This window comes from Blautia faecis (genome assembly GCF_020554845.1).
In the GTDB taxonomy this organism is placed as follows: domain Bacteria; phylum Bacillota; class Clostridia; order Lachnospirales; family Lachnospiraceae; genus Blautia_A; species Blautia_A faecis.
This window is the reverse complement of sequence record NZ_JAJCIA010000021.1, coordinates 52956-79921: the sequence shown is the minus strand read 5'-3', so window position 1 is coordinate 79921 and position 26966 is coordinate 52956. Positions and strand designations below refer to the sequence as shown.

Sequence of the window (26966 nt, the reverse complement as noted above, 5' to 3'; positions counted from 1 at the left end):
TACCTGCCTCTTCACAAGTTACTTCTACTGCTGGATCTATTACAATAGTATGTCCTGTTGCTGGGATTTCTTCTGTATAAGACTCACCACAGAGTGAGCATACTGTAATTTTTTTACCAGGTTCTGTACATGTAGCATGTTTTACTACTTTACTTTCCCCTGAATGTTCATGAACAGTATCTACATCATAATACACCTTTGCATTATTTATATCCGTTGCTAATACATTCAACTTATCCCAATCTTCTTTTGTGCCAGCATACCTTACAGTTTTTAATCCAGTTACAAAAAATGCAAAACTGCTTATACTTGTAACGCTTTTAGGAATTTTTATGTCTGTTAAACTAACGCAGCCTGTAAATGTCGCGTCTTTTATGTTCGTTACACCTTCTGGTAGTACAATACTTGACAATTTTGAGCAACTAATAAATGCAGATTCACCTACACTTGTTACACTTTCTGGTAGAATAATATTCTCCAAATTTTCACAAGCATCAAAAGCATTACTGCCTATACTAGTTATACCATTTGGAATTGTAATATTATTCAACCTACTACAACCATTAAATGCAAAATCTCCAATTGTTGTTACTCCAACACTCATATCAACATTTATAATTTTACTACATTTTGATTTCCAAGGTACAAGTGGACCATACTCTTTTCTCCACGAATAATCTTCCATCTTACCAGTACCGCTAATGGTCAATGTATATCCATTAATATCATCTCCGGTAAGCGTGTAAGTAAGATCATCTCCACATTTCCCTGACTCTGCAACACCTTCATCATCAGCAAATACTTGAGTCTCTGGATCTGTTTCATTTTCTATCTCTTCTTCATTAACAAAATCTTCATTCTCACCATCTGAAAATCCAGTAAAATCTTCTGCTCCCTGATCTGATTCCAGTACAGATTCTCCCACATCTTTAACAGGTTCTTCAGTTACATCTTCTGTAGGATTTTCTGTCACATCTGCTGTTTCACCATCAGAGAATCCATCTTCCAAAGCAACATCTTCTGCAGCGAACACATTACCAGGCATTCCCGAAAATGCTATTGCAGATGATAACAACACTGCTAAAATCCTTTTCTTCCTCATATCTCTTTTCCTCCTCAAAATAAAAGCACTACTCACCGGAATACACTTCAGGCAAGTAATGCTCTTCACGTTCAATTACAACTGGCTACCATTTTACAGGCCCTATAGCTTTGCGCCACCAGGTTTCCCCGGCTTTGCCCCTTATTCAGTTATCTATGAGGAAAATTATACGCTTATAGTATAGGAAAGTCAACAAATATATGGTACAGTTTGGACTTATATTAGACATTATTTATAAATTTATGTGGTATTTTAGGGATGGTGGTGCTATACTTGAGAAAAATAGATTTGAAGAACGGAGGTATATTGTATTATGGCACTTATAAAATGTCCTGAATGTGATAAAGAGGTGTCTGATAAAGCATTTGCCTGTATACATTGTGGTTTTCCTTTGAATAATATTCAACCATCAAAAAATGAAAATATTTATTATAATATTGATATTTTATCAGCTGGATTTAATGACTATGAAAATTGGAAGTATTTATTTGTAAATTAAGAAATGTATATCAATATGAAGGAAGAAGTTTTTTAAATGAATTACCACAAACATTAATGTTTGGACTTTCTAAAAACAATGTTGATTATATAGATGGTATATTAAAAGAATTAAGATGTGAGACGAGAGTGTATAAAGACCCAAGTAATACACCAGATACTTTAGCGAAGCAGTCTCTTTTTTTAATTCATCTATACCTTTAATATTGTTGTTGAGATTATTCACTTGTTGATCAATAATCTCCATATTGCTATTTAAGCTGTTAGAAGTGTTCGTAATATCAAATTTATCACTCGCATCATACAGTCTTAAGTCTAAATTTGAAGTTTTTCTCATTTTAAAATCTCCTCATTTAAATAGCTTTTTATTAATAAGTTACATATAAAATGATTGCCAGAGCAAAATAATCACTTTGACAGTCGTGAAATCTTTTTTATCTTGTCTTTTAATATAAAAAGAGCACTCCTGTTATAGGAATGCTCTTAGATGATTTTTATTTAAAACAGTTTGAATTTTACTGTTTTTGATATTTTTGATTTTGTAATCAATTTTTTATATGTTGATTTTGATTTTGGAATCTTTAGTGTAAGTTTAGAAGATTGTGTATTAAATGCTTTTGATCCAATTTTTGTTAATTTAGTGGTTCCTATTTTTATTGTTTGAAGCTTTTTACATTTATAAAATGCAGATGCTCCAATTTGAGTAACGTTACTTCCAATGGTAGCTTTTGTTAGCTTAGTACAATTTTTAAATGCATTTTTTGCAATATTTGTGACTGTAAATGTTTTTCCAGCATAAGTTACTTTATTTGGAACAGTAACTTTTTTAATATTTTTAGACGCAGAAGATACAAGTGTTGCTGTATTATTGCTTAAATTAAATTTATAATTGTAAGCACCAACCTTATATACTTTATTCTGGTTAATAGTTGTTCCTATAGATACAAATTTAATTTTATTTTTCTTTGCATATTTTTCTGCATATGATCCAGAATATCCACGAATAGTAATTTTATTTTTGTCTGCAAATGCTTTAGGATCTATATATGTTACAGATGCAGGTATTGTACATTCAGAAAGATTAGGGCATCTTGTAAACATATAGTTGGTAATCGCCTTATTTCCATCACGAACAATTACACTTTTTGCAACATCAGAAAAGTACATTGTATATTCAAAATTTATTTGTTTCTTTTCTCTAATGTCTACAAATGTAGTAAAGCTTTCTGGACAATTGGTCACTTGATACACGTTGTCTGCAAGATTAAAATCTTGAGGTAATGAATAATATTCAACTTGTGGAGAACTTCCAAATATAAAGTTAAAACTTCCAATTTGTAATGTTGATGAATGATTTTCTATAATATTAAGTCCAAGTGCACTAAAAAATCTATCTGGTATTTTAGATATTCCATTCGAAATTATGACCTTAGATGATCCAAAGTTAATAATCATTTTTGCTTCTTCTGATAATGTGGATTTTTCATATAAATTTCCATATCCATCGAGATGCAGTGTGTATTTTCGATTTCCTAAATCTTCTACATATGCATAACAATTATCACCAACTTGAACTCTTTTTCCAATAACTGACGATGCATCAATAGCATATGTATTGACCGGCAATTGAAAAATAAGAAAAAGCATAAGAAAAACAAATAACAAATTCTTTTTCATACGATACCTCCATAAATATTTTACTAATATCATATGATATTTATAAAGATATCGCAATGTAAAAATTAAACAATTAACTACTTAGCGTTTTGTATAAAAATTTTAAATAATTTACCTCTTTTTTTAATTCCTGATTTTCCTTTTTTAATTCTGCATACATTTCTTGAATGGATTTTGTAATAAGACCTGTCATATAGAATGTATTAACTGCATACATATCACCTTTCTCAATTGGTGCAATTACCATATGAGGATTTATTTCTTCAAGTTCCTGTGCAATATAGCCTAAATCAACATGTCTATTATCTGACTTCCAATTAAATTTCCTATGATTTATTTTTAGAATCTGCTGAAGAGCATTATTAACATTTGTACTATATATATTTGTTTTTAGTCTTCTATCTGATGAAGTACCAGGTATTTCAATGTAGGTAGTTTTATTTTGGTCTCATATTATATATCAGCTACACAGAGCCACGATAAATCAAAGGCGATACAGTATAAAAATCACACCTTGCAAACCCTTTATTTTACTGGCTTCTCAGAGAGTCAAAATAAAATCAAAGGGTATCGAAAAAAGTCACTATTTATAAGGGTTTACGGACTGTAAGACATGAAATTTTGTGCAATTTTTGTTATTTATTTAACAATCTAATTTTGCACAAACCATTTAAAAATAAGGATTTATACGATACCATGGTCGATACCTTGAAACACATGCAAGTACATGCAATCCCTTATAAATGCTGCTATCTCAGCACTTCAAAATGTGACTATATTGTTATTTTTTTAACAATATACATTTAAAGGGGGAGGGGGTACTTTTTACTAGCCATAAAAACACTACCACTGCTCTCCGGGGGGGGTACTTATAAACTCTGGAATTTTTACATGCCCCGGTCAAATACATGTCGGTATATACCGCAGAAATTATTTTCCAATCTGGCAACAGAGCGAAAAAAAGAGAGACCATTTCTGATCCCTCTTTCTCCATCTCTTATGAATAAAATGTTAATGATACAACTTTTCCATTTGTTACTTTAAGAGTCACCATAAGGCCATTCAATTTCTTACAGCATTTTAAAGCTTCATACTTTTTCGCAGGTATTCTACCGTATTCGTCCGTCCAATAATATTTTGTCTTAGATGTTAATTTAAAGGTCTTTTTTCCGTACTTCACAAAGTTTTTCTTGTTAAATTTCAATGATGCTTTGTTGCTCTTCATAAATGAGCCATAAAATGTAATAGACTTACTAGTATATTTCACCTTTTTTGTTCCCGGCTGCCAGGAACCATATTTCTTACCGCCCTTTGTACGATTAAGCACAGTTCCATAGTAATATGTACCTTTTTTAGATGCAGCTTGCACCTGCTCTATATTGGAGCAACTAAATATGATACCAACTACAAGCACTGCCAGGATAAATTTACTGAATCTTTCTTTCCATGTCGATTTCTTCATCTGCTTCAGCCTCCTTTTAAGGTACTTCGTTTTCATGTATCATCAGCCCTGTTGAAAGGACTTTTATAAGATTTATATTACGTCCGGTCAATGCAGAAGTCAATCCATCACAAGCAAAAAAATAGGGCAATTACACAGTTTCCTGTATAACTACCCTATTATTCTATACCCAGTTGCAACACTCCGGTACCACCAGACACCCTAAAACACATTTCCAAAAAATCCATAAAAGAGAGTACGCATATAGGTCTTGATCCAAGAAGTATACAAAGAACATTTAAGCTTCCCATTCAAGCATATGTAAACTCTCTTTTATGGATTTTGTGTGAGATTAAAATGTTAAAAGCCAAGCCGCGTGAGCCTGACTCTATTTTGTATAGTTATGTATTAAGTATGTTAATCCTTATCGGATGTTGACTGATCGGATGATGGATGGTCTGTGGTTGCGGCAATAGTTAAATCTGACTGATAGTTAGCCTCTATGTCTAACATGTGGCTCTGCCAAATCATTTCTCTGTTCTCTTCTAGTTTTGATACTTCTTGAACTAAAGTAAAACAGGTTCTTTCAAAGCTAGGTTTTAAAATCGTATATTTTGAAATATTTTCAAATTTTAATTCATTTATATAGTACGCAACGAGCTTTCGAACATCATTTTCACTTTTTCCTTCATATTCCTCATCAGGATCATAATCTGGAGTCCACATAGGTACGTTAATATTTGTATCTTCGTTTGTTCTATCTGCTGCAAATAAATACACGTATTTGCAACCAACTAACTCTGATATTTCAAGTATATGTGGAACTATGATTTCCCAAAATACATATACACCCAGCTTAAAATCCAACCTAATCTGCGGAACATAATCTTTATTTCTACATAAAAACTTAATATCAATTGCTGGAAATGTTTCCTTGACAGCTTGTGTATGCTCTTTATCATGGGTGTCCTCAGCTTCTTTATTTTTTTCTTCTAATATTTCAACCTTATCTTTTGCCAAACTCATTAATTTAGACACTCTATCCGGCTCTTCAACAACTTCCCAAATATCGCCCATAGCTTTATTGAGTTGTTCATTTACTTGATTTTGTTCCTTCTCATCGCACTCCTTTAGTCTGCTTAAAGCTTCTACATATTTTTTAAATACAATTTTTTCCTCATCTTTTAATTTATCGTCCAAAAAATCCTCATATAAAATCCCACAGTTAAGTGAAAAATTAAAAACAATCTGTTTGGAAGTTTTATCTCGAACTAAAAAAACCTTTGTATTCCGTTCACAATCGTCACTCCAAGCATTATTTCTCAAATAACTTGAAATATTACTGCCCTTTGCCGCTTGCTTAAATTTATACAACTCATCTTTTGTACTATCAAATTTTCTAAGAGGTTCTATTTCTAAATTTTCTTTTAAATAATTTTTTTGCGCTTCAATTGCATATTCCATATTTCTCTCCTTGAAAAAAAACCACAGACTTCTGCCTGTGGTTAATTTTTAAGCTAATACAACACCTTGCCTTCTCAAAAATTCTCGTGTGGCATCAACCTTGATAGCACTCAAACTCAATTTTCTATGTCCCTGCTCGTTCGCCTTTAAGCCTTCTCTAGCCTGTTTCCATGAATACTCTGCATGTGAAAGTGTACTCAATTCCCAAGCACTATAATGATCGTATCGTTCAAACACCGAACTAACTAATTTCTCTTCGCATTCACACAACTCTCCGTATTCGCTGGAAAATGGATTATCATCCATATATTCAGTTCTTACCACTGTTAAAACAGGTCCGTATTTCCATGCTTGAAATTCATCGTCGAACAGAGGACGGTTATAGATCATTAAAGACTCTCTTTGTGATAAATACATCATCTTATGCATTTTCATTTGATCCATATTGCTATTATGTTTTTTGTAATATAAATCATACAACTCCTTTGCAACAGCTAAAGTGTTTGCCATAATTCTAATCCTCCCTTCGTAAGTATTTATATATTATACCCCCAAATTTTCTATTTTACTAGTCTTAATTGTTATTTTATCAAGTTTTCTTCACTTATATTATACTTTATTTTTTCCTCTTCTGCCACTATAAATTCTGTTCTAACTTTCCGCATCAAAAGCCCAGGCACTCGCCCAGGCTTTTATGGTGTATTACTCTTCTGTTCTACTCTTTTACATTTCTAACGATACGTTTACTATTCCTCATCAGCTACTTCTACCGTTGGCTTCGGAGTGGATATAAGCTCCTTCAGCTCATCAATTGTGTAACCATTGGAATCCATGAGATCCGCAAGAGCTGTAAGCTGGGCTGCACGTTCGGCTTTCTTCCGCTCTGCATCCATGTCTTTAGGAATCACCTGGCAAACAATTTCTCCTGTTTCCGGATCAGTATGCACAGAGAAGTCATTTTCTCTAAAAATTCGTTTCATCCGCAAATACTCTTCAGAATGTTGATTTTTCTTATGTACAAGTGACTTACTTGTGATCCATGGTGTCTTGGACGGTACTGCAAATACACAGCCCTGTAATTCTTCATTTTGTTCCACAATATCTCCCTCTCAATCTGTTATCTCAACTTTCCAGTTCATCATAGCTTCATACACACTGTATGGAATCTTATCCTTGTATCTCTTCGCAGTGTCCTTGATGTATTGTTCCTTATACTCTTTATACTTCTGGAATGCTTCTTCCGGTGTTTTGAAAGTACCAAGTTTAATGTTCTTGCTACTTACCGCCATACATGCCCGATAACAAGTCCTTCCATTCTTTTCTTCCTTATATACGCCTAAAGGAAGTTCACCTCTGTTCGCTTTTCTATTCGTAAACAGTGTATTGATAAATCCTGGAACCAAGCAACAAGTATCAGGACTGTATATCTTATTACCTTTATAAAGAATATCCTTATCAAGATTCAGATTACTGCCTCCATAATTATTCTTCTCATACCAGTACCTAAAATTACTGAAGTTTTTCCACTCTTCTGAAACTATGCATCCTATATATTCAGGATATTTTTCATGTACTTTAGTGCTATAGCAACGGTGTAACATACCATGCCATTTATTATATGCTGTAGAATCCGTGTCCACATCTTCACAGCCCCAGTAACCAACTCCACATACAGTCGGCTTATACCTTTTAGCAGACCATTCCTTATTTTTATATCGAATATCGTTCATTACCTGTACAATATACTCTTCCGAATCATCACCTGTTCTTTTATAATGATCTCGTACCTGTGCATTCTGCTCTCTGGTAAGTGGATAAAGGTTTTTATAATAAAGATTTGACTTATCATTGCCCCTATGCCAAATATAAGTATTGTTCACGCAATCAGGATTTTCTATAAAAGTATCAACAATCAGACGTTCTGCACCTATAAATACTTGTTGAAATTGCCATTTACCGTCTTTGAATATGTTCTTGCTGAAAGAATATACCAAACCACCATCTTTACTTCTTTTATACGTGATACCATTAAGCAAATTATACTTACCTTTACTTTTTCGTATCATTCTTCCATAGTAGGAAAGCCAGGTGTCCTTACAATTCAGTAATTTTACAAATATTTCATCCTCGCCCAGTAATTCAATATCAAGCCCAGTCTGAGATAAATCAAGAATTCTTTCAGGCTTAATCTGCTTATACTGCCGTTTCTGTAATATAACCATATTGGGATCAAAGGTATCTGTTACTGTTTTCTTCTGTAATTTCTTCTCCCTGCGATCCAACCAAGTACAATACTTACACTTTGATCTGTATGCTTTCTTACCATTTGGTCTGATCTCCATACGGAATCTGCTTAGAGGTAATTCTTCCCCACATCGGCAGCAGACCTTTGTAGCTTCTGCCATGACCTCCTGAACGCTCTTGTCTTCAATATTTTGTTTTGTAATTTTCTTATCATCTAACATAAGTCTCCTTTCGTTCTAAGCAAAAAAGACAGTCATATCTTGACTGCCCTTCTGCCCTGACTTTATTTATGAGTGCTGCCAGGTGGCACTGATACATAATATAAAAACACATACCCCAATTAAGGGCTTGCGATTTCTTGCATTACAAGGAAGTCTATTTCCTCGACACCCTTTGTAAGGTATCTCCAAAATAAAGACCCCTCTAAGCCTTTTTCACATATTCAATTTTTCTAAACAGTGGCTCTATCTCTTTCAGCTGATAGTCCACCTTTTTATTTCCTGCATCTGTCTCTTGAATGTACATCACTGTTCCCAGTACACCAATCACAGAATACAGCTTACCGGAGTCTGATACGATTTCGCCACGGTGTATTACATTTTTATCCATATCTGGTCTGATTCCTTTCTGAAATTGTCCCATAAAATCACGATTTTATATTTCGCTCTATAGCAATGCTTTAAAACGCATTATACGGCTCAAATTTCGATTTTAATTCTATTAGTGGGGAAATTGTTGTCTGAAATGAAATAAACGAAATTTAGCCCATACACAGCGTTATTTACTGTGCATAGGCTAATAAAAGAGGATGACACATATTTGTGCTCAAAAAATGAACACTAAAATAAGCCCACGAGTAACACATCAAAAACTCATGGACTTATTCAGGTATTCATATTTAATTTTAAACAAAAAAATAACCACAGATAAAATCTCTGTGATTTTGTGAATTTTCTGTGAAATCTTATTAAATTTACCACATTTGCAGGCTCATCCTCCTATAAATATATTTTGTCACTTATAAGAAATGATTACCTTTTTTACTTTTGATTGCCTTTTTGATTACCTTTCTATTTTTCATTAAAACAGAAAGTCCGCAAACCCTTGATTTTACTGCATTAATCGGGGCAACAGGATTTGAACCTGCGACCTCACGGCCCCCAGCCGTGCGCGCTACCAAGCTACGCCATACCCCGCGAACAGTTGATATTGTATCAAATGTTATAATAAAAATCAACAGTTTTTTCAAAAAACAAATTAAAATCGTCTGTAAGTGTTACTGTGAACGGAGCAGACGGGTAACCCATGTATAACGCCCCTATCCAATTATGAAAGAACCTTGAACGTAGGTAAAACTGCAATTTTATTGAGAAAAATCACAGAAATCAAGGTTTTCGCCCATATACCAAAAGACCTTGACAGCTGGTTTTCCCAGTCCATCAAGGTCAGTTTTTATGCTTGGACAAATTTCTATTGATTGGGAGTTTTGCCCTTTAACAGGATATTTTACTTTGCCTGTTAACAATTATATTAATGCTGTGCATTAATATAATTAACAAGTCCTTCCGCCTTAATGATCTTCTGCATAAATTCCGGGAAAGCCTGCCCTTTAAATTCAGTTCCTTTGGTGCGATTGTAGATCATGCCAGAATCAAAATCCACCTCTACCTCATCCCCCTCATCAATGCCCTTGCTTGCTTCCGGGCACTCAATGATCGGAAGTCCAATGTTGATTGCATTTCTGTAAAAAATTCTGGCAAATGTCTCTGCGATAACACAGCTGACACCAGCTGCCTTAATAGCGATCGGCGCATGTTCACGGGAAGAACCGCAGCCAAAATTCTTAGTTGCTACAATAATATCACCCTTCTGTACTCTTTTTACAAAAGTATTATCAATATCCTCCATGCAATGAGTTGCCAGTTCTGCCGGGTCTGAAGAATTCAGATAACGTGCCGGAATAATAACATCTGTATCAACATTATCTCCATATTTAAAAGCTCTGCCTTTTGCCTGCATGATAAGTACTCCTCCTTATAATCCTAATTCTTCCGGTGCACAAATATAACCGGTTACTGCACTTGCTGCAGCTACTGCCGGGCTTGCCAGGTAAACTTCAGACTCCACATGTCCCATACGTCCTACAAAGTTGCGGTTAGTAGTAGAAATGCAGCGCTCACCAGCGGCCAGAATACCCATGTATCCACCAAGGCACGGTCCACAGGTAGGTGTACTTACAACTGCTCCAGCCTCAATGAAAATCTTAAGAAGCCCCTCTTCCATTGCCTGCAGATAAATTGCCTGAGTCGCAGGAATCACAATACAGCGAAGCCCTTTCTTAACCTTGCGTCCCTTCAGAATCTGAGCTGCAACACGAAGGTCGTCAATACGGCCATTCGTACAGGATCCGATTACAGACTGGTCTACAACAACCGGCTCTCCAATCTCAGAAATGGTCTTAGTGTTCTCTGGTAAATGAGGGAACGCAACGGTTGGTTCCAATGTGCTAAGATCAATTGTGTACTCAGCTTCATAAACAGCATCCTCATCAGCCTCGTATGCTGTATACGGGCGCTTGGAATGCTCTTTCATATATTCGATTGCAAGATCATCAACCGGGAAAATTCCATTCTTTCCGCCAGCCTCAATTGCCATATTAGCAATAGTAAAACGGTCGTCCATAGACAGGTTTTTAATTCCCTCTCCCACGAACTCCATAGATTTATAAAGAGCTCCGTCCACGCCGATCATTCCAATGATATGTAAGATCACATCCTTACCGCTTACCCATTTTTTCGGTTTGCCAACGATGTTAAATTTAATGGCAGACGGTACCTTAAACCATGCTTTTCCTGTAGCCATGCCAGCTGCCATATCAGTACTTCCGACACCAGTGGAAAAAGCTCCAAGAGCTCCATATGTACAGGTGTGTGAATCAGCTCCGATAATCACATCGCCTGCAACTGTAAGACCCTTTTCCGGAAGGAGCGCATGCTCAATTCCCATCTGTCCTACATCAAAATAATTGGTGATATCGTGGCGACAGGCAAATTCACGAACACATTTACAGTGCTCAGCAGACTTAATATCCTTATTCGGAATAAAGTGATCCATTACCAGTGCAATTTTATCTTTGTCAAATACGGTATCTACTGTCATCTTATCCATCTCATGGATAGCTACCGGAGAAGTGATATCGTTTCCAAGAACAAGGTCAAGCTGTGCCTCTATAAGCTGTCCTGCTTCTACATGATCCAGACCTGCATGCGCTGCCAGGATCTTCTGAGTCATTGTCATTCCCATTTTAGTATTCCTCCTGATTCATTGTATGTTGATATTTTAGCACACTTTCTGTTATAATAAAAATACATATTAATCATAGTTATTATAATTTGTAGTTATATATCACTGTTTACTGGTGCTATTCTGTAAGGTATTATTTTGAGCGTAGTTCACAAAAACCTGAGAAACTTGGCGAAAAATCATTCGAATGCGTGATTTTTGTACATTGTAAGATATGTTGTCATGGACAAGGGTAAGCAATATTGTTATATATTCAGGAGGAATTTATGCAGGAAAATCTGTCTCTTTATCATATATTTTACACAGTCAGCCGCACTGGCAATATCTCAACTGCTGCTAAGGAGCTGTACATCAGCCAGCCTGCCATCAGCCGCGCCATTAAGAAGCTGGAAAGCAATCTGGACACCACTCTTTTCAAGCGCAGTTCCCGAGGCGTAACACTCACTCCTGACGGTCAGATTCTATATGAAAAAGCAAAAGGAGCCTTCGACCTTCTTTCCGAAGGAGAAGATTCCATTCTTCACAATCGCTCCAGAGAGATTCCCAGGCTGCGCATTGGTGCCAGCACCACTTTATGCAAATATGTACTTATGCCCAGGCTGAAAGATTTCATTGCTGCCAATCCGCAAATCCGTATTACAATCTCCTGCCAGTCTACCTACCAGACCTTGAAACTTCTTGAGGAAGACAAAATAGACATCGGCCTGATCGGACGACCGCAGAAGCTATCCGGATACGAATTTTCGCCCCTGTTGCAGATCCAGGATACCTTTGTCGCTACACACCAATACCTGGAGAATCAGCACCAGCTTTTTCCATCAGAACCCCTTCAGCACACTGCTACTTTCATGCTTCTTGACGAACAGAATATAACCAGACAGTCCGTCAATACCATGCTTCATGAGCACCAGATGCAGCTTGGTCACATTCTGGAAGTCAGTTCCATGGATCTTTTAATCCAGTTTGCACAGGTGGGCTTAGGAATTGCCTGTGTGATCAAAGAATTTGTGCAAAATGATCTTGATAAAGAAATACTTGTGGAAGCGCCTCTGGGGCTGACTTTCCCATCAAGGGAAATCGGATTTGTATGCAAGAAAGGGAGCGAAAATCAGAAGCTTCTGACACAACTGGCAGAAATCTAGAGAAATTCCGCTTCGCTACACCGAAGTAGCGCAAAAAAATCCGGGTTTCCCCGGATTTTTACAGGTCCCTTCGGCTCCGCTTCGCTACACCGAAGTAGCGCAAAAAAAATCCGGGTTTCCCCGGATTTTTTTTGCTTAGTTATTAATAAGCTTATCTTCGCCGTTCCAGCTGTAGAGTTTACGGATTTCTTCGCCAACTTTTTCAGATGGATGCTCAGAAGCTTTCTTTCTCATAGCTTTAAAGTGAACCTGACGTCCAGCTGGGCTCATATCAAGCAGGAAGTCTTTTGCGAAAGTACCATCCTGGATATCGGAAAGGATTTTCTTCATTGCTTTCTTTGTATCTTCTGTAATGATCTTCGGTCCTGTGATGTAGTCGCCGTACTCAGCTGTGTTGGAGATGGAATATCTCATTCCAGCGAAGCCTGACTGATAAATCAGGTCTACGATCAGCTTCATTTCGTGGATACACTCGAAGTATGCATTTCTTGGGTCATAACCAGCCTCGCAAAGAGTCTCGAAGCCAGCCTGCATAAGTGCACAAACACCACCGCAAAGTACTGCCTGCTCTCCAAAAAGGTCTGTCTCTGTCTCTGTACGGAATGTAGTCTCAAGAAGTCCTGCTCTTGCACCACCAATAGCAAGTCCGTATGCAAGTGCTTTGTCAAGTGCTTTTCCTGTGTAATCCTGCTCAACAGCTACCAGACAAGGAGTTCCTTTGCCAGCCTGATACTCGCTTCTTACTGTATGTCCTGGTGCTTTTGGAGCAATCATGGTAACATCTACATTCTTTGGCGGAACAATACATCCGAAATGAATGTTGAAACCATGAGCAAACATAAGCATATTGCCTTCCTCAAGGTTTGGCTCGATGTCTTTCTTATACATATCAGCCTGTTTCTCATCATTGATCAGGATCATGATGATATCAGCCTTCTTTGCAGCCTCAGCTGCTGTATATACTTTAAATCCCTGCTCTTCAGCTCTCTTCCAGGATCTGCTGCCTTCATAAAGACCGATAATGACGTCACATCCGGACTCCTTCAGGTTCAATGCGTGAGCATGTCCCTGGCTGCCGTAACCGATAATTGCGATTGTTTTTCCATCTAATAAAGAGAGATTACAATCTTCCTGGTAAAAAATTCTTGCTGACATTTTCGTTTCCTCCTACTGTGTTAAAACTTAAAAATATATATCGTTAAGGGAATATATATGCATATTCTGTGTATGATTATTCATTCCAGAAATACGCCCCTTAGCAAACCAAATAAATAATCCTGCCTTCAGAATTCTCCGCCTGTGGCGGATTGCCTCCTGCGGCATCTGCCTGATCAGCGCTTCCGCAATTACAAAAATTTCACCCCATGAGAGCCTCTCTCAAGCCCCATAACACCGGCACGTGCCAGTTCCAGAATCTCGTAATCTCCCATAAGATTAATAAATGCCTCCAGCTTGGTCTTGCTGCCTGTCATCTCTACAATGAGAGAATCCTTGCTCACATCTACAACCTTGGCACGGAAAATATCCGCAATGGAAACAATTCCCTGTCTCTGCTCCGGTGCGGCTGCAACCTTCACAAGAACAGTCTCACGAACTACGCTGTCAGATGGATCCAGGACTTTGATATCCCTTACATCAACAAGCTTCGCAAGCTGTTTCACAATCTGATCAAGAATTGCGTCATCTCCGCTGCACACTACTGTAATACGGGTATAATTCACATCCGCTGTAACTCCGGCAGTGATACTGTCAATATTATAACCACGACGGCTGAACATTCCGGCGATCCGGCTGAGTACACCTGACGTGTTGTCAACTAGTAAAGATAAAATCTTATTTTGCATAAATATAATCCTGCTTTCGTGCTTCAGATTGATATGGTTATCATTATAACAACATAATTTATTTTGTCAATGCTACACTTCAAAAAAGTTTTAATGTTTTATAGCATTAAAGCACTTTTATTCATATAACACACTTGCATTCCACTATTAACATATTTACACAGCATGAAGTATCTATATTTTACGTAAATATTTTATATCAGATATTTACTCTGCAGGTCTGTCACTGTCTTTTGGTTCAGGTAAAGTCCTCTTCTCAAAAAGCGCTCCACATTTCCATATTCCGCATAAATCGTCCGAAACATTCTGTCCAGATATTCTTCTTTTACCCTGAAAAGCGCTGATACTTTATTTACATTTGCAATACTGTCCAGTCTGTTTGCCTCAAGGTAACGTAGCATATAATCCAGTTCTCCTGCCAGGCACACATTGGAACGTATAAAATCCTCCCGGATCACATCTCTGTGAACTCCAAGAGCACAAAGAAGAAGGGCTGTCACTACCCCCACTCTGTCTTTTCCGAAGCTGCAGTGCCAGAGAGCAGCACCATTTTCGTGATGCAGCAGTACATCCATAAATCTGGCACATTGTTTCACTGAATACTGATCCTTTACAAAATTCTCATACTGCTGCTCGATCAGACTCTCTATATCGCCATCATACTCCAGAACCTTTTTCAACATATCATTTGTCTGCAGTATTCCCAAAACACTTTTCGGAGAATCACTAATAGTCTCTTCATCGATCATGGGGATGTGATAATATTCCACACCCTTTACTACAATGTCTGGTCTTTCATTTCGTTCCAGCTGGTCTCTGAGATCAATCACGGTCTTCAGCTTGCAGTCCTCCTGCAAAACATGCTGATCAGCCATGGAAGCATGATAAAGATTTCCGCTTCGAATAAGCTTTCTGGGAAGGATATGACGCCCATCCTTTGTGGCGATTGCCCCAAGATCTCTTGTATTGGAAAGACTCTGCAGCGGAATCCGTCCGCCCTTAGGAAATCCGGTAGCCATTTCCGGATTGAAAAGTTTCAGAATCCGCAGGCAGTCCTGTGCCTCATGCTCCGTCATCTCAAACTGATATCGCTTCTTTCTCCTGGTAATGATCACCAGATAATTAGAGATCATCTGCTTCACTGCTTCTTCTGCGTTTTCGCCTTCCCGATGGATATACGCCCAGACAATATCTCTGCAAGGAAGATTATTCTGTATCATATGTCTGAAAAAGATCAGATTTCCATCTTCTACGCGAATCTTACCGTATCTCATATTTCTCCTCCATTCGTTGCCTTTCATTCTTACGATACCACAGAAAACAAAATTTGACAATTATTGGAAAAAGTTTATAATCAAAAAAGATATGTCGGGGTTACTGTGAACAGAATGAACAGCAACATGTCGACAAACTTAGAAAGGTGAATTTTTTATGGATAATCTGATTTTTTGCCTCAATGCAACCATTCCTATTTTTTTGACCCTTATGCTGGGTTATTTTCTTCGAAAAATTAATCTTTATGATGATTCCTTTGTTGCACAGATGAACAAATTTGTATTCAAGGCAGCCTTACCCGCACTTTTGTTTATGAATGTGGCTGAATCAGATTTTATTAAAGTTTGGGATACAAAGTTTGTTCTCTTTTGTTTTGGCGCTACGTTTTGCAGCATTGCCATTTCTATCGGTCTTTCCTTCCTGCTGAATCCAAGGGACATACAGGGAGAATTTGTCCAGGCCTCTTACCGCAGCAGCGCGGCAATCCTCGGCATTGCTATCATCCAGAACCTTTATGGAGATGCCGGTATGGCACCTCTTATGATCATAGCAAGCGTTCCGCTCTATAATGTAATGGCAGTTATGGTTCTCTCTTTTATGAAGCCTGACAATCAGGGAATGAACAAACAGATGCTCCTAAAAACCTTAAAAGGAATTGCCAGCAACCCTATTATTCTTGGAATCCTGGCAGGTCTTATCTGGTCTGTCCTTCGTCTGCCTCTTCCAACGATCCTTTCCAGTACTGTCAATAACCTCGGAAAAACAGCCACACCTCTTGGACTGATGGCCATGGGTGGTGCCCTTCATTTTGGAAAAGCTTTTTCCAGATTAAAAGCAACTATCGCCTGCACTTTTATGAAGCTGATCGGCTTTTGCACCATTTTTCTTCCAGTTGCTGTCAGACTTGGATTTACCCATGATAAGCTGGTTGCCATTCTGATCATGCTTGGTTCTGCTACCACAGTAAGCTGTTATATTATGGCAAAAAACATGGGGCACGAAGGGTCTTTTTCCTCCAGTGTCATTATGCTCACTACATTATTCAGTGCTTTTACTCTCACTATCTGGCTGTTCATTTGCAAGAGTTTAGGATTGATTTAATGGATTCTGTTATATATCCCTGTCAATGCCAGACAGTATCTCATACAACGCCTCCAGGCTATATGGCAAAATATTCTCATCAATCTGGAATTTCGGATGATGCAGCGGATAACCCTTATCAGGAATTCCTGCCAGAAATACACTGAACAAGCCCTTTGTATGTAAAAAATACCGATAGGCATTGTCTCCGGACAAAAACAGCTGCTCTTCGCCTTCCAGAAGAAACTGTTCTCCAAATATCTTCCTTCCTGCAGTTTCCGCAATCCTGGTAAGCTCCGGATCATTTGCAAAAGGCAGAACCGCAGGCTTTGGATATTCCAACTCGATCCTTGTTCCCGTCCTTGCTTCTATTTCATTCAAGGTTTCCTTCATCCGCTTATCCAGCGCCTGGTAATCTTCTTCATAAGCAGCCCGGATATTTCCCCGAAGAGTCACAAGATCTGTAATAATATTAGAGTATTCTCCACCATGAATGGTTCCGATTCCAATCAGGCAGGGACCTTTTCCTTGATACGCTTCATTCAGATCATGAAGGGCTTTTACCACCAGGGAAGCCGCATAAATACTGTCAATTCCCTTATGAGCCTCACACCAGTGGCTGGATTTTCCATGAACACGGATTTCCATGCCATTGATCATAGCCGAAGCCTGTCCCTCATGCACTGCCATTCCAAAAGACTGATCCACTGCGTAATGAAACATGAGAAAAATATCCGGTTCTCCATCAAGGGCACCTGCTGCCAGCATTCGCTTTGCACCTTCACCGATTTCTTCAGCAGGTTCAAAAAGAAACCGCATCCGTACTGGAAAAGCCTCTCCCTCTTCCACCAGAATCCTCGCCAGCACCAACGCCGAAGCCACGATGCCATCATGACCACAGGCATGCATGACTCCGGCATTTTCCGATGCGTAAGGCAGTCCGGTTTGTTCCTGTATAGGAAGTGCATCCAGCTCTGCACGAAGCACAACCTTCTTTTTGCCGGCAAAAGCTGCCGCATCCTGACAGGGATGCTCCGCAATGATCCCCGTAGGCTCCACAATCCGAAACCGGTAGCCTAGTTTTCCCAGATAATCCTGTATAAACGCTGAAGTCTCAAACTCCTGAAGCCCCAGCTCCGGATGCCTGTGGAAATGCCGCCGCAATTTTATCAGTTCTTCTTTGTATTTTTCAAATTTACATTGGTAATTTAATCCTTGTGTCATATCAGTCCCAGATGCTCCAGCCCGTTCTTAATCCCGTAATGAAAAATATCCGTTGTCACGTAATCAGCCAGCTTCTTGATTCCAGGCGCCGCATTTCCCATTGCCACCTTCGTCTTTGCATATTCGAACATAGACAGGTCATTATTGCTGTCACCAAATACAATGGTATCCTCATGTGCAATATCAAAAATCCTGCATACAGCCGCAATGCCAACAGCCTTGGAAAAGCCTTTCGGGATCATCTCAATGGTATCCCCGGCAAGACCTTCCCCTACATGGCCAATAAACTCATAATAGTCCTCAAGCTCCGCACAGGCCTTCTCAGGATCACTTCCCGGCACGATCTTAGAACTGATCTTATTAATATGAAGGTCGTGTTCATACCCCTTAACAGGACGCCACTTACCCCCCAGAGCCTTTGTGATCAGATCAGCATACCAGTTAATATCTGTATTATACTCATCCTTATCGTAGTACATCCAGTCGGCACCCTCCATCACCGGAATCATGCCGTATTTCCGAAGGACCTCCACCGAATGCCATGCCTCCTCCGTGGTCATCTCCTTGTTAAAAAGCCTTTTGCCATCTTTCTCAATGGTACATCCACAGGCACTGATCATTCCCGTAAAAGGGATCTGTTCCAGATAATCAGGCACAAACGCCCTGCTTCTTCCTGTACACAGCCATGCCTGATGGCCATTCTTCACCAGTTTTGTAATCGCCTCTACAGCACTGGCCGGTGTCCCCTTTTCAATATCACAGATCGTACCATCAGCATCAAAAAACACTGCTTTTTTGTGAATCTGCTGTCCACTTCCTGTAGAAGAAGCACCTTCATAGCTTCCCTTGAAAATGTTATCAGGCATAAAATACCCCCGCAAGCTTTACAAAGTCGCAGGTATCTTTCACACCGGCAGTCTCATAAGGAGAATGCATAGCCAGCTGCGGCAGTCCAATATCTACTGTATTTAAAGCCACCTGCGTATTGGAAATATTTCCCAGAGTGGAGCCGCCGGCTACGTCCGAACGATTCACGTAAACCTGACAGGATACCCCTGCCTCTTTACAGAGTTCCTTAAACATCGCTGCCGAAATACCATCTGTGCAGTACTTCTGGTTCGCATTATACTTCACCGCAATTCCGGCATTAATATGCGGTCGGTTCACCGGATCCGCCTTCTCAGGGTAGTTCGGATGAATCGCATGTGCATTATCCGCAGAGATCATAAAGCTCTTTGCCAGAGAGATCAGATAATCCTCGTAGCTTCTTCCAAGCCCCAGATTAATGCGAAGGAGGGTATCCCGAAGGAAAGTAGATGCAGCCCCCTGCCTGGTGCCGCTTCCCACCTCTTCATTATCCATTACCATATGTACACAGATGCTCTTCTCATTTTTTCCAGCAATCAGTCCTTCCATAGAGGAAAAAGCGCACTGCAGATCATCCAGTCTTGGCGCAGAGACAAATTCCTCCTCACTGCCCCAAACCGTACCAGGCATGCGGTTATAAAGGAACAGATCATGTCCCAGAATGTCCTCTTCTTTCACCCCTGCTGCCTCTGCCACAGTTTTAAAGAAAGATCCCTTAGCGCTCTCCAGGCCATAAAGAGGAAGCATATCCTTCTGCACATTATACTTATAACCGCTGTTCGCCTCACGATTCATATGGATAGCCAGATTCGGGATCATCAACATATCTTTGTCCACAGTCACAAGCTTCTCACAAATCTGTTCATCCTCCTTCACGATCAGACGTCCAGCCACAGAAAGGGGGCGGTCAAACCAGGGAGCCAGAAGCGCACCACCATAAAGTTCCACATTCAGCTTCACATACCCATTTTCCACCATCTCTGGATTCTCCTTGATCTTCAAAGACGGGGAATCACTGTGGCTTGCAATAATATGGAACACGTCGCTGGAAACCTCTGGCACGGTAAATGCAATGATTGCCGAATGATTCCGGATCACAAAATACTTCCCACCGTTTTTTATCTCCCAGTGCTCATCTTCCTTTAACTCTGTAAATCCATTCTCCGTAAATCTTGTTTTCATCATCTCCACTGCCTGAAATGCAGTAGGGCTCTCTTTGATAAATGTAAGTAATTTCTCTGCTGTATGATTCATTTCTAAACTCCTAAATATTTTTCTATACTTTTCCCTTTGCCACACCCCCGCAATCGTTTTGCGAGCCCCGCTCTCCAAAGTGATAAGTCATACCACATTTGAACCAGTTCCAACCGATACACAGGGGAGGTGGCAGCGGGTACTGCTTGTGGGGCTTGGGGATTTTCGGCAGGTTTGCGAGCATAGCAACACTCTCAATCTTTAATAATCAACGCCATAAACACCAGATCCGTATTCCCCGTATTCGCCAGTCCATGACCTCTTCCATCTGGTGTAAAGGTAATATCGCCTGCTTTCACATGTCTCCAGGAAGTCCCATTGTCATTATATTCCCCTTCCCCGGTCAGAATATAATAGGTCTCACTCTCCCCATAATGCATATGAAAGCCAAGAGAACATCCCGGTTCCAGAGTCACCTCTGCATAAAGCCCGCACTTCCCATTTAACTGCTGCTCATCCAGCAGCTCCTTGATAATCACATGTCCATTCCCCTCACACATATGCTCAATACGATTGATCTTCATATCCAGACTCCTCCTTCGTAAAAGGGCACATCCCCAGCTTTCGCCAGAGATGCGCCCTGTTTTTCAGCTTTCTTCAATTATAATTACAAACTCTTGATCCTGTCAATGGCTTTCAGAGTATTCTCATAAGTTCCAAACGCAGTCAGACGGAAATAGCCCTCTCCATGAGAACCAAAACCAGAACCTGGCGTACCAACCACATTTGCATTTTTAAGGAGATAATCAAAAAACTCCCAGGAAGTCATTTTATCCGGTGTTTCCAGCCAGATATAAGGCGCGTTCACACCACCGGAAACAGAGAAGCCAGCTTTTGTCAGCTCATCATGGATCAGCTTTGCATTTCTCATATAATAGCCAACCTGATCCTTCAGCTGAGCCTTACCTGCCTCAGAATAGACAGCCTCTCCTGCCTTCTGTACAATATAAGGAGCACCGTTAAACTTGGTGCCGTGACGTCTTGCCCACAGACTGTGAAGTGATACCCCATCTCGTACCAGTTCCTTCGGAATAACCGTAAATCCAAGACGAACACCAGTAAATCCGGCATTCTTAGAAAAGCTTCGAAGTTCAATCGCGCATGTTCTCGCACCCTCGCACTCATAAATACTGTGCGGTACATTTTCCTCAGAGATATAAGCCTCATAAGCTGCATCATAAATGATCACACAGCCATTTTTGTTGGCATAATCCACCCATTTCTGCAGTTCATCCTTTGTAATAGCAGAACCGGTCGGATTATTTGGAAAGCAAAGATAGATCAGATCCGGCACTTCTGATGGAAGCTCCGGCAAAAATCCATTCTCCTTGCGGCATGGCATATAGATCACACCGTCAAAATTTTCACGAACCGTATTATACTCTCCGGTACGGCCCGCCATAACATTGGTATCCACATAAACCGGATAAACCGGGTCACACACAGCAACCTTATTATCTGTTCCGAAAATCTCCTGAATATTACCGGAATCACTTTTTGCACCATCAGAAACAAAAATCTCATCTGCTGCAACATCGCATCCTCTGTCCTGGTAATCGTTCTTTGCGATTGCCCTTCTTAGAAATTCATACCCCAGATCTGGCGCATAACCGTGAAAAGTCTCTGCGTGAGCCATCTCCTCGACTGCCCCGTGAAGAGCATCAATAATAGCCGGAACCAGCGGCTGTGTCACATCACCAATACCAAGGCTGATCACCTCTTTATCCGGATTCTCTTCTTTGTAGGCACGCACTTTTTTTCCAATTGTAGAAAAAAGATAGCTTCCTGGCAGTTTTAAATAATTATGATTAACGGTAACCATCTGATTATCCTCCTGTAAATCTACTTTCTCTTCTCAACCTCAGCCAGCAACGCCTCTCTCACGCTTGCCGGATTTGCCTTGCCCTTCATTTCCTTCATGATCTGACCGACAAAGAAGCCCATAACCTTCTCTTTACCTCCAAGAAGCTCAGACAGCGGTCCAGGGTTCTCATCCAGAATCCTGCTGATGGTGCTGCTAAGAAGCCCGGTATCCTCCACGATCTTTAAGCCATGCTCTTCCACATAAGCGATCGGATCAACATCCTCATCAAATACCTTTTCAAATACCTTCTTGGCGTTCTGTGGGCTTACCTCCTTCTTATCGACCATTGTAAGAAGATCTGCAAGATGCTGCGGTGTAAATCTTAACTTCTCAGCCTCAATGCCTTTTTCCTTCATAAGACGAAGCACTTCCACCATAAACCAGTTTGCCGCCTTTTTCGGGTTGCCGCTCAGCGTAGCCACATCTTCAAACAAAGCAGCCAGATGTCTGGACTCTGTAAGAATCTGGGAATCATACTCCGGAAGACCAAACTCACTCTGATAACGGGCAGCCTTCTCCTCCCGGAACTCCGGCAGCTCAGTTCTGATTTTTGCGATCCACTCATCAGAAATATGGATCGGCGGAAGATCTGGATCCGGGAAATAGCGGTAATCCTTTGCATCCTCCTTAGAACGCATTGCATGAGAAGACTCTTTATTGTCATCCCATCTTCTGGTCTCCTGGGTAACGCTTTTACCCATCTCCAGAAGCTCGATCTGACGCTCTCTTTCGCCCTCAATAGCATGTGCTATGGCCTTAAAAGAGTTCAGGTTCTTCATCTCTGTTCTGGTTCCAAGTGTATCGCTTCCTGCCACTCTCACAGAAAGGTTCACATCAGCACGCATGGAGCCCTCCTGAAGCTTACAATCGGAAACACCCAGATACTGCATGGTACAACGAAGCTTCTCCAGATAAGCGATAACCTCATCTGCACTTCTCATATCCGGCTCAGAAACGATCTCGATCAGAGGAACACCGCTTCGGTTGTAATCTACCAAAGAGCAGTCCTCCCACTCATCATGGATCAGCTTACCTGCGTCCTCCTCCATATGCATCTCATGGATCCGGACTTTTTTCTTACCAGCTTCTGTCTCGATCTCCACAAATCCATCATGGCAGATTGGCAGATACAGCTGGGAAATCTGGTAGTTCTGCGGATTATCCGGATAAAAATAGTTCTTACGGTCAAATTTGCAATACTGATTGATGCTGCAGTTTGTGGCAAGTCCTGCGCGCAGGGCAAATTCTACCACCTTTTTGTTTAATACCGGAAGAGAACCTGGCATACCAGTACACACCGGACAGGTGTGGGTATTGGGTGCCCCTCCAAATGCTGTGGAGCAGCCGCAGAAAATCTTTGTTCTGGTGGCAAGTTCTACATGAACCTCAAGTCCGATAATAGTCTCATACTGTTTCATGCTCTCTTACCTCCTTCCTCTGGTGTTCCAAAATCTCCTCTTACGCTTTCATAGGCATGGGCAGCACGAAGGATCTTCCTTTCCATAAAACAGTCTCCGATCATCTGGATTCCGATTGGAAGTCCGGCACTGTCTTTTCCGCAGGGAACTGTAATTCCGGGAAGTCCGCAAAGATTTACGGCAACTGTATAAATATCCCCAAGGTACATTGCCATAGGGTCTTTTAAGCTTTCTCCGATCTTCGGCGCTGTATAAGGAGCTGCCGGGGCAAGAAGCACGTCATATTTTCCAAAAGCCTGATCAAACTCTTTTTTAATAAGTGCTTTGGTGCGCAGGGCTTTCAGATAATAAGCATCGTAATAACCAGAGCTTAAAACAAAGGAACCAAGCATGATACGACGTTTTACTTCTTCTCCAAAGCCCTCCGTTCTAGTACATTTATACATATCATGAAGCCCGTCATATTCTTTTGCACGATAGCCATATTTTACGCCATCAAAGCGCTCCAGGTTGGAGCTTGCTTCTGCGCTGGCAATAATATAGTATGCCGGAATCATATATTCCATAGTTTTGACAGAGAAAAATTCTACAATTGCTCCCATCTGGGTCAGCACTTTCAGGGTTTCCATAAAGGCATCTTTTACCTCTGGCGAAATTCCCTCTGACAGATATTCCTTCGGAACACCAAATTTCATTCCTGTAATCTTATCTGTCATCTCACTGGAAAAATCCAGGTCTTTTCGGTCAATGGAAGTACTGTCTTTCGGATCATGGCCAGCGATCACTTCCAGAAGTGCTGCGCAATCTGCCACATCTTTTCCAATCGGTCCGATCTGATCCAGAGAAGAGGCATATGCAACCAGCCCATAACGGGAAACCGTACCATAAGTAGGCTTCATTCCTGTTACACCACAATAAGAGCTTGGCTGGCGGATGGAACCTCCTGTATCAGAGCCCAGTGCCAGATAAGCCTCTCCTGCTGCTACAGCTGCACAGGAGCCACCTGAGGAGCCGCCTGGAACATGCTCTGTATTCCATGGATTTCTGGTAATGCCATAGGCAGAAGTTTCCGTCGTACTTCCCATGGCAAACTCATCCATATTTGTTTTTCCGATAATGATCATTCCTGCTTTTTCAAGCCGGCTGATCACCTCTGCCTGATACTGGGGAACAAATCCTTCCAGAATTTTTGACGCACAGGTAGTAGGTTTTCCCTGTACACAAATGTTATCTTTGATGGCAATGGGAACACCGGCAAGAGGACCGGTATAAGTTCCGTCCTCAATGCCTTTTTCCACCTCTTTTGCTCTTGCATACGCTTCTTTTTTATAAGTGTCCAGATATGCGTGGATTCTGTTATCTTTTTCCTCTATTTTAGAAAAGACATCCTTGACGCCGTCCAGAACACTGACCTCATGTTTTTTAATCTTATCAGCCAGCTGTAAGGCTGTTAATTTTTCTAATTCCATGTGAATGTCTCCTATCCTATGGTCTTTGGAACCTGATACTGTCCTTCTTTGGCTTTTGGCGCATTTGCAAGCATTGCCTCGCTGTTGTCACCATTTGTAACTTCATCCTCACGAAATACATTCTGGTCGCCAAAAATATGGGACATTGGTTCAACACTGGATGTATCCAGTTCATCCAGCTTATCTACATAATCAAGCATTTCCTGCATATCTTTTTTTGCCTTTTCCTTCTCTTCTTCTGTAAGCGAAAGTTTTGCAAGAATGCAGACATTTTCCATGGTTTCATCGTCAATCTGTTTTGCCATTTTCTCATCCTCCTGCACAGAAATTATTACGCTCTACTCTGGATCCATACCAAAATCTTTTCTGGATATCCAGCTTTTTTATGGCTCCAGTCTGTTCAGGTCTCTTGGGAACAGGCATGCCTCACGGACATTTTCCTCCCCAAGAAGCTGCATGGTAAGACGCTCCAGACCGATTCCAAGACCACCATGAGGAGGCATACCGTATTTGAATGTATCCAGATACTGTTCCATTCCTTCTGTCTCCATACCTCTGTCCTCTAACTTTTTCAGAAGGGCATTGTAATCATGAATTCTCTGTCCTCCTGTTGTGATCTCAAGGCCGTGGAAAAGCAGGTCAAAGCTTAACGTAAATCTGGTATCCTCTGGATCATCCATTGCGTAGAACGGACGCTTCTTAGATGGATAATGGGTAACAAAAACAAAATCCGCATTATATTCTTCTTTAAAATACTGACCAATCAGGGCTTCCTCCTCCGGCTCCAAATCAAATGGATTACGGATCTGACGGTAGTATTTCTTCGCAACCAGCTCTTTTGCCACATCAAAACGAACTGCCGGAATCCTGGAAGCATCTGGAAGCTCAACCTTCAGGATCTCCAGTTCTTTTGCATAATCCTCTTTTAAAAGCTTCATTGCATACTGTAAAAAGCCAGTCTCCATAGCCATAATCTCTTCAAAGCTATCAATATAGCCCATCTCAAAATCAAGACTTGTATATTCATTTAAATGTCTCTTGGTGTTATGTTTCTCAGCACGGAAAACAGGTCCGGTCTCAAATACTCTGTCAAAAACTCCCACCATCATCTGTTTGTAAAACTGTGGGCTCTGAGCCAGAACAGCCGGTTTATGGAAATAGCTGAGTTTAAACAGGTTCGCGCCTCCCTCAGCACCTCTGGCTCCGATCTTCGGCGTATGGATTTCCGTAAATCCATTTTCATAGAGATAATCACGAAAAGCCCTTGTCAAAGCTTCCTGGATTTTAAATCTTGCGCGCTCCTGAATATTGCGGAGGGAAAGGGAACGGTAATTTAATTTGGCTTCCAGAGAAGTATTCAGCTTCCATTTATCGATTGCAAGAGGAAGAGGTTCAGCCGGAGAAGACAGCACCTGAATTTCACGAATGTGAAGCTCTCTGCCATGAGGCGCTCTCTCTTCTTTATTTACAACACCTTTTACTCTTACTGTCATGCCTTCTTTCAGATCATGAATGGAAAAATCAACATCCTCATTTACAAAAACGGTCTGAAACAGACCCTCTCTTCTTCTGATAATTACAAATGCAACATCTCCCATGTTGCGGATACTGTGAATGGCGCCCTCCAGGATGGCTTCCTGATTCAGAAGTTCTTCTCCCATCAGTGCATCCCAGCTGCTCACTTCTTTTTTCCAGCTTCCATCCAAAAACTCCATTTCCTCATCCTCCATTTCCTAAAATCATAAAAATATATCTTATAAAAACCCCAGCCAGAATTTCTGAAAAATCCTATACAACAGG

The 26966-nt window shown here is 40.4% G+C and carries 26 protein-coding genes, 1 tRNA gene, 1 pseudogene and 1 riboswitch; of the genes and pseudogenes, 3 read left to right on the top strand and 25 right to left on the bottom strand.

Annotation, left to right across the window (positions count from 1 at the left end):
• A partial coding sequence (locus LIZ66_RS11550) for a leucine-rich repeat domain-containing protein (RefSeq protein ID WP_227201004.1) occupies positions 1-1102 on the bottom strand: 1102 nt, incomplete at its 3' end.
• A gap of 73 nt (positions 1103-1175) precedes the next feature.
• Positions 1176-1251: riboswitch (cyclic di-GMP riboswitch) on the bottom strand.
• Between the two features lie 164 nt (positions 1252-1415).
• Here LIZ66_RS11550 and LIZ66_RS11545 point away from each other — a divergent pair.
• Entirely contained in the window at positions 1416-1601 is a 186-nt protein-coding gene (locus LIZ66_RS11545) for a hypothetical protein (protein WP_227201003.1), read from the top strand.
• A gap of 497 nt (positions 1602-2098) precedes the next feature.
• Here the strand turns inward: LIZ66_RS11545 and LIZ66_RS11540 are convergent, their stop codons facing one another.
• The 12 genes and pseudogenes from LIZ66_RS11540 to leuC form a co-directional block, all read right to left on the bottom strand.
• Entirely contained in the window at positions 2099-3277 is a 1179-nt protein-coding gene (locus LIZ66_RS11540) for a leucine-rich repeat protein (RefSeq protein ID WP_195409675.1), read from the bottom strand.
• 73 nt (positions 3278-3350) lie between these two features.
• Positions 3351-3524, bottom strand: coding sequence for a hypothetical protein (locus LIZ66_RS11535; protein ID WP_227201002.1), 174 nt, complete (start codon positions 3522-3524; stop codon positions 3351-3353).
• A 6-nt stretch (positions 3525-3530) separates the two neighbouring features.
• Positions 3531-3698: pseudogene (locus LIZ66_RS20000) on the bottom strand (tail fiber domain-containing protein); the annotation flags it as partial.
• Positions 3699-4274: 576 nt separating this feature from the next.
• Complete coding sequence (locus LIZ66_RS11525; RefSeq protein ID WP_195409676.1) at positions 4275-4739, bottom strand: hypothetical protein; 465 nt, start codon at positions 4737-4739, stop codon at positions 4275-4277.
• 396 nt (positions 4740-5135) lie between these two features.
• Positions 5136-6182, bottom strand: coding sequence for a hypothetical protein (locus tag LIZ66_RS11520; RefSeq protein WP_227201001.1), 1047 nt, complete (start codon positions 6180-6182; stop codon positions 5136-5138).
• 48 nt (positions 6183-6230) lie between these two features.
• Positions 6231-6692, bottom strand: coding sequence for a Panacea domain-containing protein (locus LIZ66_RS11515; protein ID WP_148462923.1), 462 nt, complete (start codon positions 6690-6692; stop codon positions 6231-6233).
• 236 nt (positions 6693-6928) lie between these two features.
• Entirely contained in the window at positions 6929-7279 is a 351-nt protein-coding gene (locus LIZ66_RS11510; protein ID WP_195409677.1) for a hypothetical protein, read from the bottom strand.
• Between the two features lie 12 nt (positions 7280-7291).
• Positions 7292-8647, bottom strand: coding sequence for a hypothetical protein (locus LIZ66_RS11505; protein ID WP_195409678.1), 1356 nt, complete (start codon positions 8645-8647; stop codon positions 7292-7294).
• Between the two features lie 202 nt (positions 8648-8849).
• Complete coding sequence (locus LIZ66_RS11500; RefSeq protein ID WP_227201000.1) at positions 8850-9035, bottom strand: hypothetical protein; 186 nt, start codon at positions 9033-9035, stop codon at positions 8850-8852.
• A 513-nt stretch (positions 9036-9548) separates the two neighbouring features.
• Positions 9549-9622 (bottom strand) — tRNA-Pro (locus LIZ66_RS11495).
• Positions 9623-9956: 334 nt separating this feature from the next.
• Entirely contained in the window at positions 9957-10445 is a 489-nt protein-coding gene (gene leuD / locus LIZ66_RS11490) for a 3-isopropylmalate dehydratase small subunit (RefSeq protein ID WP_118578464.1), read from the bottom strand.
• A gap of 15 nt (positions 10446-10460) precedes the next feature.
• Complete coding sequence (leuC, locus tag LIZ66_RS11485) at positions 10461-11729, bottom strand: 3-isopropylmalate dehydratase large subunit (protein WP_118578465.1); 1269 nt, start codon at positions 11727-11729, stop codon at positions 10461-10463.
• Positions 11730-11995: 266 nt separating this feature from the next.
• Between leuC and LIZ66_RS11480 the strand changes: the two genes are divergently transcribed.
• Positions 11996-12871 (top strand): LysR family transcriptional regulator, encoded by an 876-nt coding sequence (locus tag LIZ66_RS11480; RefSeq protein ID WP_177955675.1) that lies wholly within the window; start codon positions 11996-11998, stop codon positions 12869-12871.
• 135 nt (positions 12872-13006) lie between these two features.
• On the opposite strand, the gene ilvC is transcribed toward LIZ66_RS11480, so the two are convergent.
• The 3 genes from ilvC to LIZ66_RS11465 all read right to left on the bottom strand — a co-directional run bounded on the left by ilvC (position 13007) and on the right by LIZ66_RS11465 (position 15989).
• Positions 13007-14026 carry a ketol-acid reductoisomerase gene (gene ilvC, locus LIZ66_RS11475; RefSeq protein WP_118578467.1) on the bottom strand — a complete coding sequence of 340 codons (1020 nt, stop codon included), beginning with the start codon at positions 14024-14026 and terminating at the stop codon, positions 13007-13009.
• Positions 14027-14217: 191 nt separating this feature from the next.
• Positions 14218-14715 (bottom strand): acetolactate synthase small subunit, encoded by a 498-nt coding sequence (gene ilvN / locus LIZ66_RS11470; RefSeq protein WP_118578468.1) that lies wholly within the window; start codon positions 14713-14715, stop codon positions 14218-14220.
• A gap of 194 nt (positions 14716-14909) precedes the next feature.
• Complete coding sequence (locus LIZ66_RS11465) at positions 14910-15989, bottom strand: tyrosine-protein phosphatase (protein ID WP_226837892.1); 1080 nt, start codon at positions 15987-15989, stop codon at positions 14910-14912.
• Between the two features lie 157 nt (positions 15990-16146).
• On the opposite strand from LIZ66_RS11465, the gene LIZ66_RS11460 reads away from it, so the two are divergent.
• Entirely contained in the window at positions 16147-17091 is a 945-nt protein-coding gene (locus tag LIZ66_RS11460; RefSeq protein WP_173715510.1) for an AEC family transporter, read from the top strand.
• A gap of 9 nt (positions 17092-17100) precedes the next feature.
• On the opposite strand, the gene LIZ66_RS11455 is transcribed toward LIZ66_RS11460, so the two are convergent.
• The 9 genes from LIZ66_RS11455 to aspS form a co-directional block, all read right to left on the bottom strand.
• On the bottom strand, positions 17101-18294 hold the full coding sequence (locus tag LIZ66_RS11455) for a M20 metallopeptidase family protein (protein WP_226837891.1): 1194 nt from the start codon (positions 18292-18294) through the stop codon (positions 17101-17103).
• Positions 18291-19160 carry an HAD-IIB family hydrolase gene (locus tag LIZ66_RS11450; RefSeq protein ID WP_202017106.1) on the bottom strand — a complete coding sequence of 290 codons (870 nt, stop codon included), beginning with the start codon at positions 19158-19160 and terminating at the stop codon, positions 18291-18293. The genes LIZ66_RS11455 and LIZ66_RS11450 overlap by 4 nt, the downstream gene beginning before the upstream one ends.
• Complete coding sequence (locus tag LIZ66_RS11445) at positions 19153-20415, bottom strand: M18 family aminopeptidase (RefSeq protein WP_148462917.1); 1263 nt, start codon at positions 20413-20415, stop codon at positions 19153-19155. Before LIZ66_RS11445 ends, LIZ66_RS11450 begins: the two co-directional genes overlap by 8 nt.
• Positions 20416-20609: 194 nt before the next feature.
• The gene (locus tag LIZ66_RS11440; protein WP_118578473.1) at positions 20610-20939 is read right to left on the bottom strand and encodes a cupin domain-containing protein; all 330 of its coding nucleotides are present in this window, start codon (positions 20937-20939) and stop codon (positions 20610-20612) included.
• An 83-nt stretch (positions 20940-21022) separates the two neighbouring features.
• Entirely contained in the window at positions 21023-22237 is a 1215-nt protein-coding gene (locus tag LIZ66_RS11435; RefSeq protein WP_148462916.1) for an LL-diaminopimelate aminotransferase, read from the bottom strand.
• Positions 22238-22257: 20 nt separating this feature from the next.
• Positions 22258-23697: an Asp-tRNA(Asn)/Glu-tRNA(Gln) amidotransferase subunit GatB gene (gatB, locus tag LIZ66_RS11430; RefSeq protein WP_148462915.1), complete on the bottom strand. Its 1440-nt coding sequence runs from the start codon at positions 23695-23697 to the stop codon at positions 22258-22260.
• Positions 23694-25166 (bottom strand): Asp-tRNA(Asn)/Glu-tRNA(Gln) amidotransferase subunit GatA, encoded by a 1473-nt coding sequence (gene gatA, locus LIZ66_RS11425; protein WP_148462914.1) that lies wholly within the window; start codon positions 25164-25166, stop codon positions 23694-23696. Before gatA ends, gatB begins: the two co-directional genes overlap by 4 nt.
• Positions 25167-25177: 11 nt before the next feature.
• Entirely contained in the window at positions 25178-25471 is a 294-nt protein-coding gene (gatC, locus tag LIZ66_RS11420) for an Asp-tRNA(Asn)/Glu-tRNA(Gln) amidotransferase subunit GatC (RefSeq protein ID WP_118578476.1), read from the bottom strand.
• A gap of 78 nt (positions 25472-25549) precedes the next feature.
• Positions 25550-26881, bottom strand: a complete 1332-nt coding sequence (aspS, locus tag LIZ66_RS11415) for an aspartate--tRNA(Asn) ligase (protein WP_226837885.1) — start codon at positions 26879-26881, stop codon at positions 25550-25552.
• Positions 26882-26966: the final 85 nt, after the last annotated feature.

Excerpts from the sequence above, each read along its gene's own strand:
- LIZ66_RS11505 (WP_195409678.1), bottom strand. The coding sequence starts at position 8,647 with ATGTTAGATGATAAGAAAATTACAAAACAAAATATTGAAGACAAGAGC.
- LIZ66_RS11535 (WP_227201002.1), bottom strand. The coding sequence starts at position 3,524 with ATGGTAATTGCACCAATTGAGAAAGGTGATATGTATGCAGTTAATACA.
- gatA (WP_148462914.1), bottom strand. The coding sequence starts at position 25,166 with ATGGAATTAGAAAAATTAACAGCCTTACAGCTGGCTGATAAGATTAAA.
- aspS (WP_226837885.1), bottom strand. The coding sequence starts at position 26,881 with ATGGAGTTTTTGGATGGAAGCTGGAAAAAAGAAGTGAGCAGCTGGGAT.
- LIZ66_RS11515 (WP_148462923.1), bottom strand. The coding sequence starts at position 6,692 with ATGGCAAACACTTTAGCTGTTGCAAAGGAGTTGTATGATTTATATTAC.
- LIZ66_RS11435 (WP_148462916.1), bottom strand. The coding sequence starts at position 22,237 with ATGGTTACCGTTAATCATAATTATTTAAAACTGCCAGGAAGCTATCTT.
- leuC (WP_118578465.1), bottom strand. The coding sequence starts at position 11,729 with ATGGGAATGACAATGACTCAGAAGATCCTGGCAGCGCATGCAGGTCTG.
- ilvC (WP_118578467.1), bottom strand. The coding sequence starts at position 14,026 with ATGTCAGCAAGAATTTTTTACCAGGAAGATTGTAATCTCTCTTTATTA.
- gatB (WP_148462915.1), bottom strand. The coding sequence starts at position 23,697 with ATGAAACAGTATGAGACTATTATCGGACTTGAGGTTCATGTAGAACTT.
- LIZ66_RS11480 (WP_177955675.1), top strand. The coding sequence starts at position 11,996 with ATGCAGGAAAATCTGTCTCTTTATCATATATTTTACACAGTCAGCCGC.
- LIZ66_RS11445 (WP_148462917.1), bottom strand. The coding sequence starts at position 20,415 with ATGAATCATACAGCAGAGAAATTACTTACATTTATCAAAGAGAGCCCT.
- leuD (WP_118578464.1), bottom strand. The coding sequence starts at position 10,445 with ATGCAGGCAAAAGGCAGAGCTTTTAAATATGGAGATAATGTTGATACA.
- LIZ66_RS11525 (WP_195409676.1), bottom strand. The coding sequence starts at position 4,739 with ATGAAGAAATCGACATGGAAAGAAAGATTCAGTAAATTTATCCTGGCA.
- LIZ66_RS11540 (WP_195409675.1), bottom strand. The coding sequence starts at position 3,277 with ATGAAAAAGAATTTGTTATTTGTTTTTCTTATGCTTTTTCTTATTTTT.
- ilvN (WP_118578468.1), bottom strand. The coding sequence starts at position 14,715 with ATGCAAAATAAGATTTTATCTTTACTAGTTGACAACACGTCAGGTGTA.
- LIZ66_RS11455 (WP_226837891.1), bottom strand. The coding sequence starts at position 18,294 with ATGACACAAGGATTAAATTACCAATGTAAATTTGAAAAATACAAAGAA.
- LIZ66_RS11545 (WP_227201003.1), top strand. The coding sequence starts at position 1,416 with ATGGCACTTATAAAATGTCCTGAATGTGATAAAGAGGTGTCTGATAAA.
- LIZ66_RS11500 (WP_227201000.1), bottom strand. The coding sequence starts at position 9,035 with ATGGATAAAAATGTAATACACCGTGGCGAAATCGTATCAGACTCCGGT.
- gatC (WP_118578476.1), bottom strand. The coding sequence starts at position 25,471 with ATGGCAAAACAGATTGACGATGAAACCATGGAAAATGTCTGCATTCTT.
- LIZ66_RS11520 (WP_227201001.1), bottom strand. The coding sequence starts at position 6,182 with ATGGAATATGCAATTGAAGCGCAAAAAAATTATTTAAAAGAAAATTTA.
- LIZ66_RS11460 (WP_173715510.1), top strand. The coding sequence starts at position 16,147 with ATGGATAATCTGATTTTTTGCCTCAATGCAACCATTCCTATTTTTTTG.
- LIZ66_RS11440 (WP_118578473.1), bottom strand. The coding sequence starts at position 20,939 with ATGAAGATCAATCGTATTGAGCATATGTGTGAGGGGAATGGACATGTG.
- LIZ66_RS11450 (WP_202017106.1), bottom strand. The coding sequence starts at position 19,160 with ATGCCTGATAACATTTTCAAGGGAAGCTATGAAGGTGCTTCTTCTACA.
- LIZ66_RS11465 (WP_226837892.1), bottom strand. The coding sequence starts at position 15,989 with ATGAGATACGGTAAGATTCGCGTAGAAGATGGAAATCTGATCTTTTTC.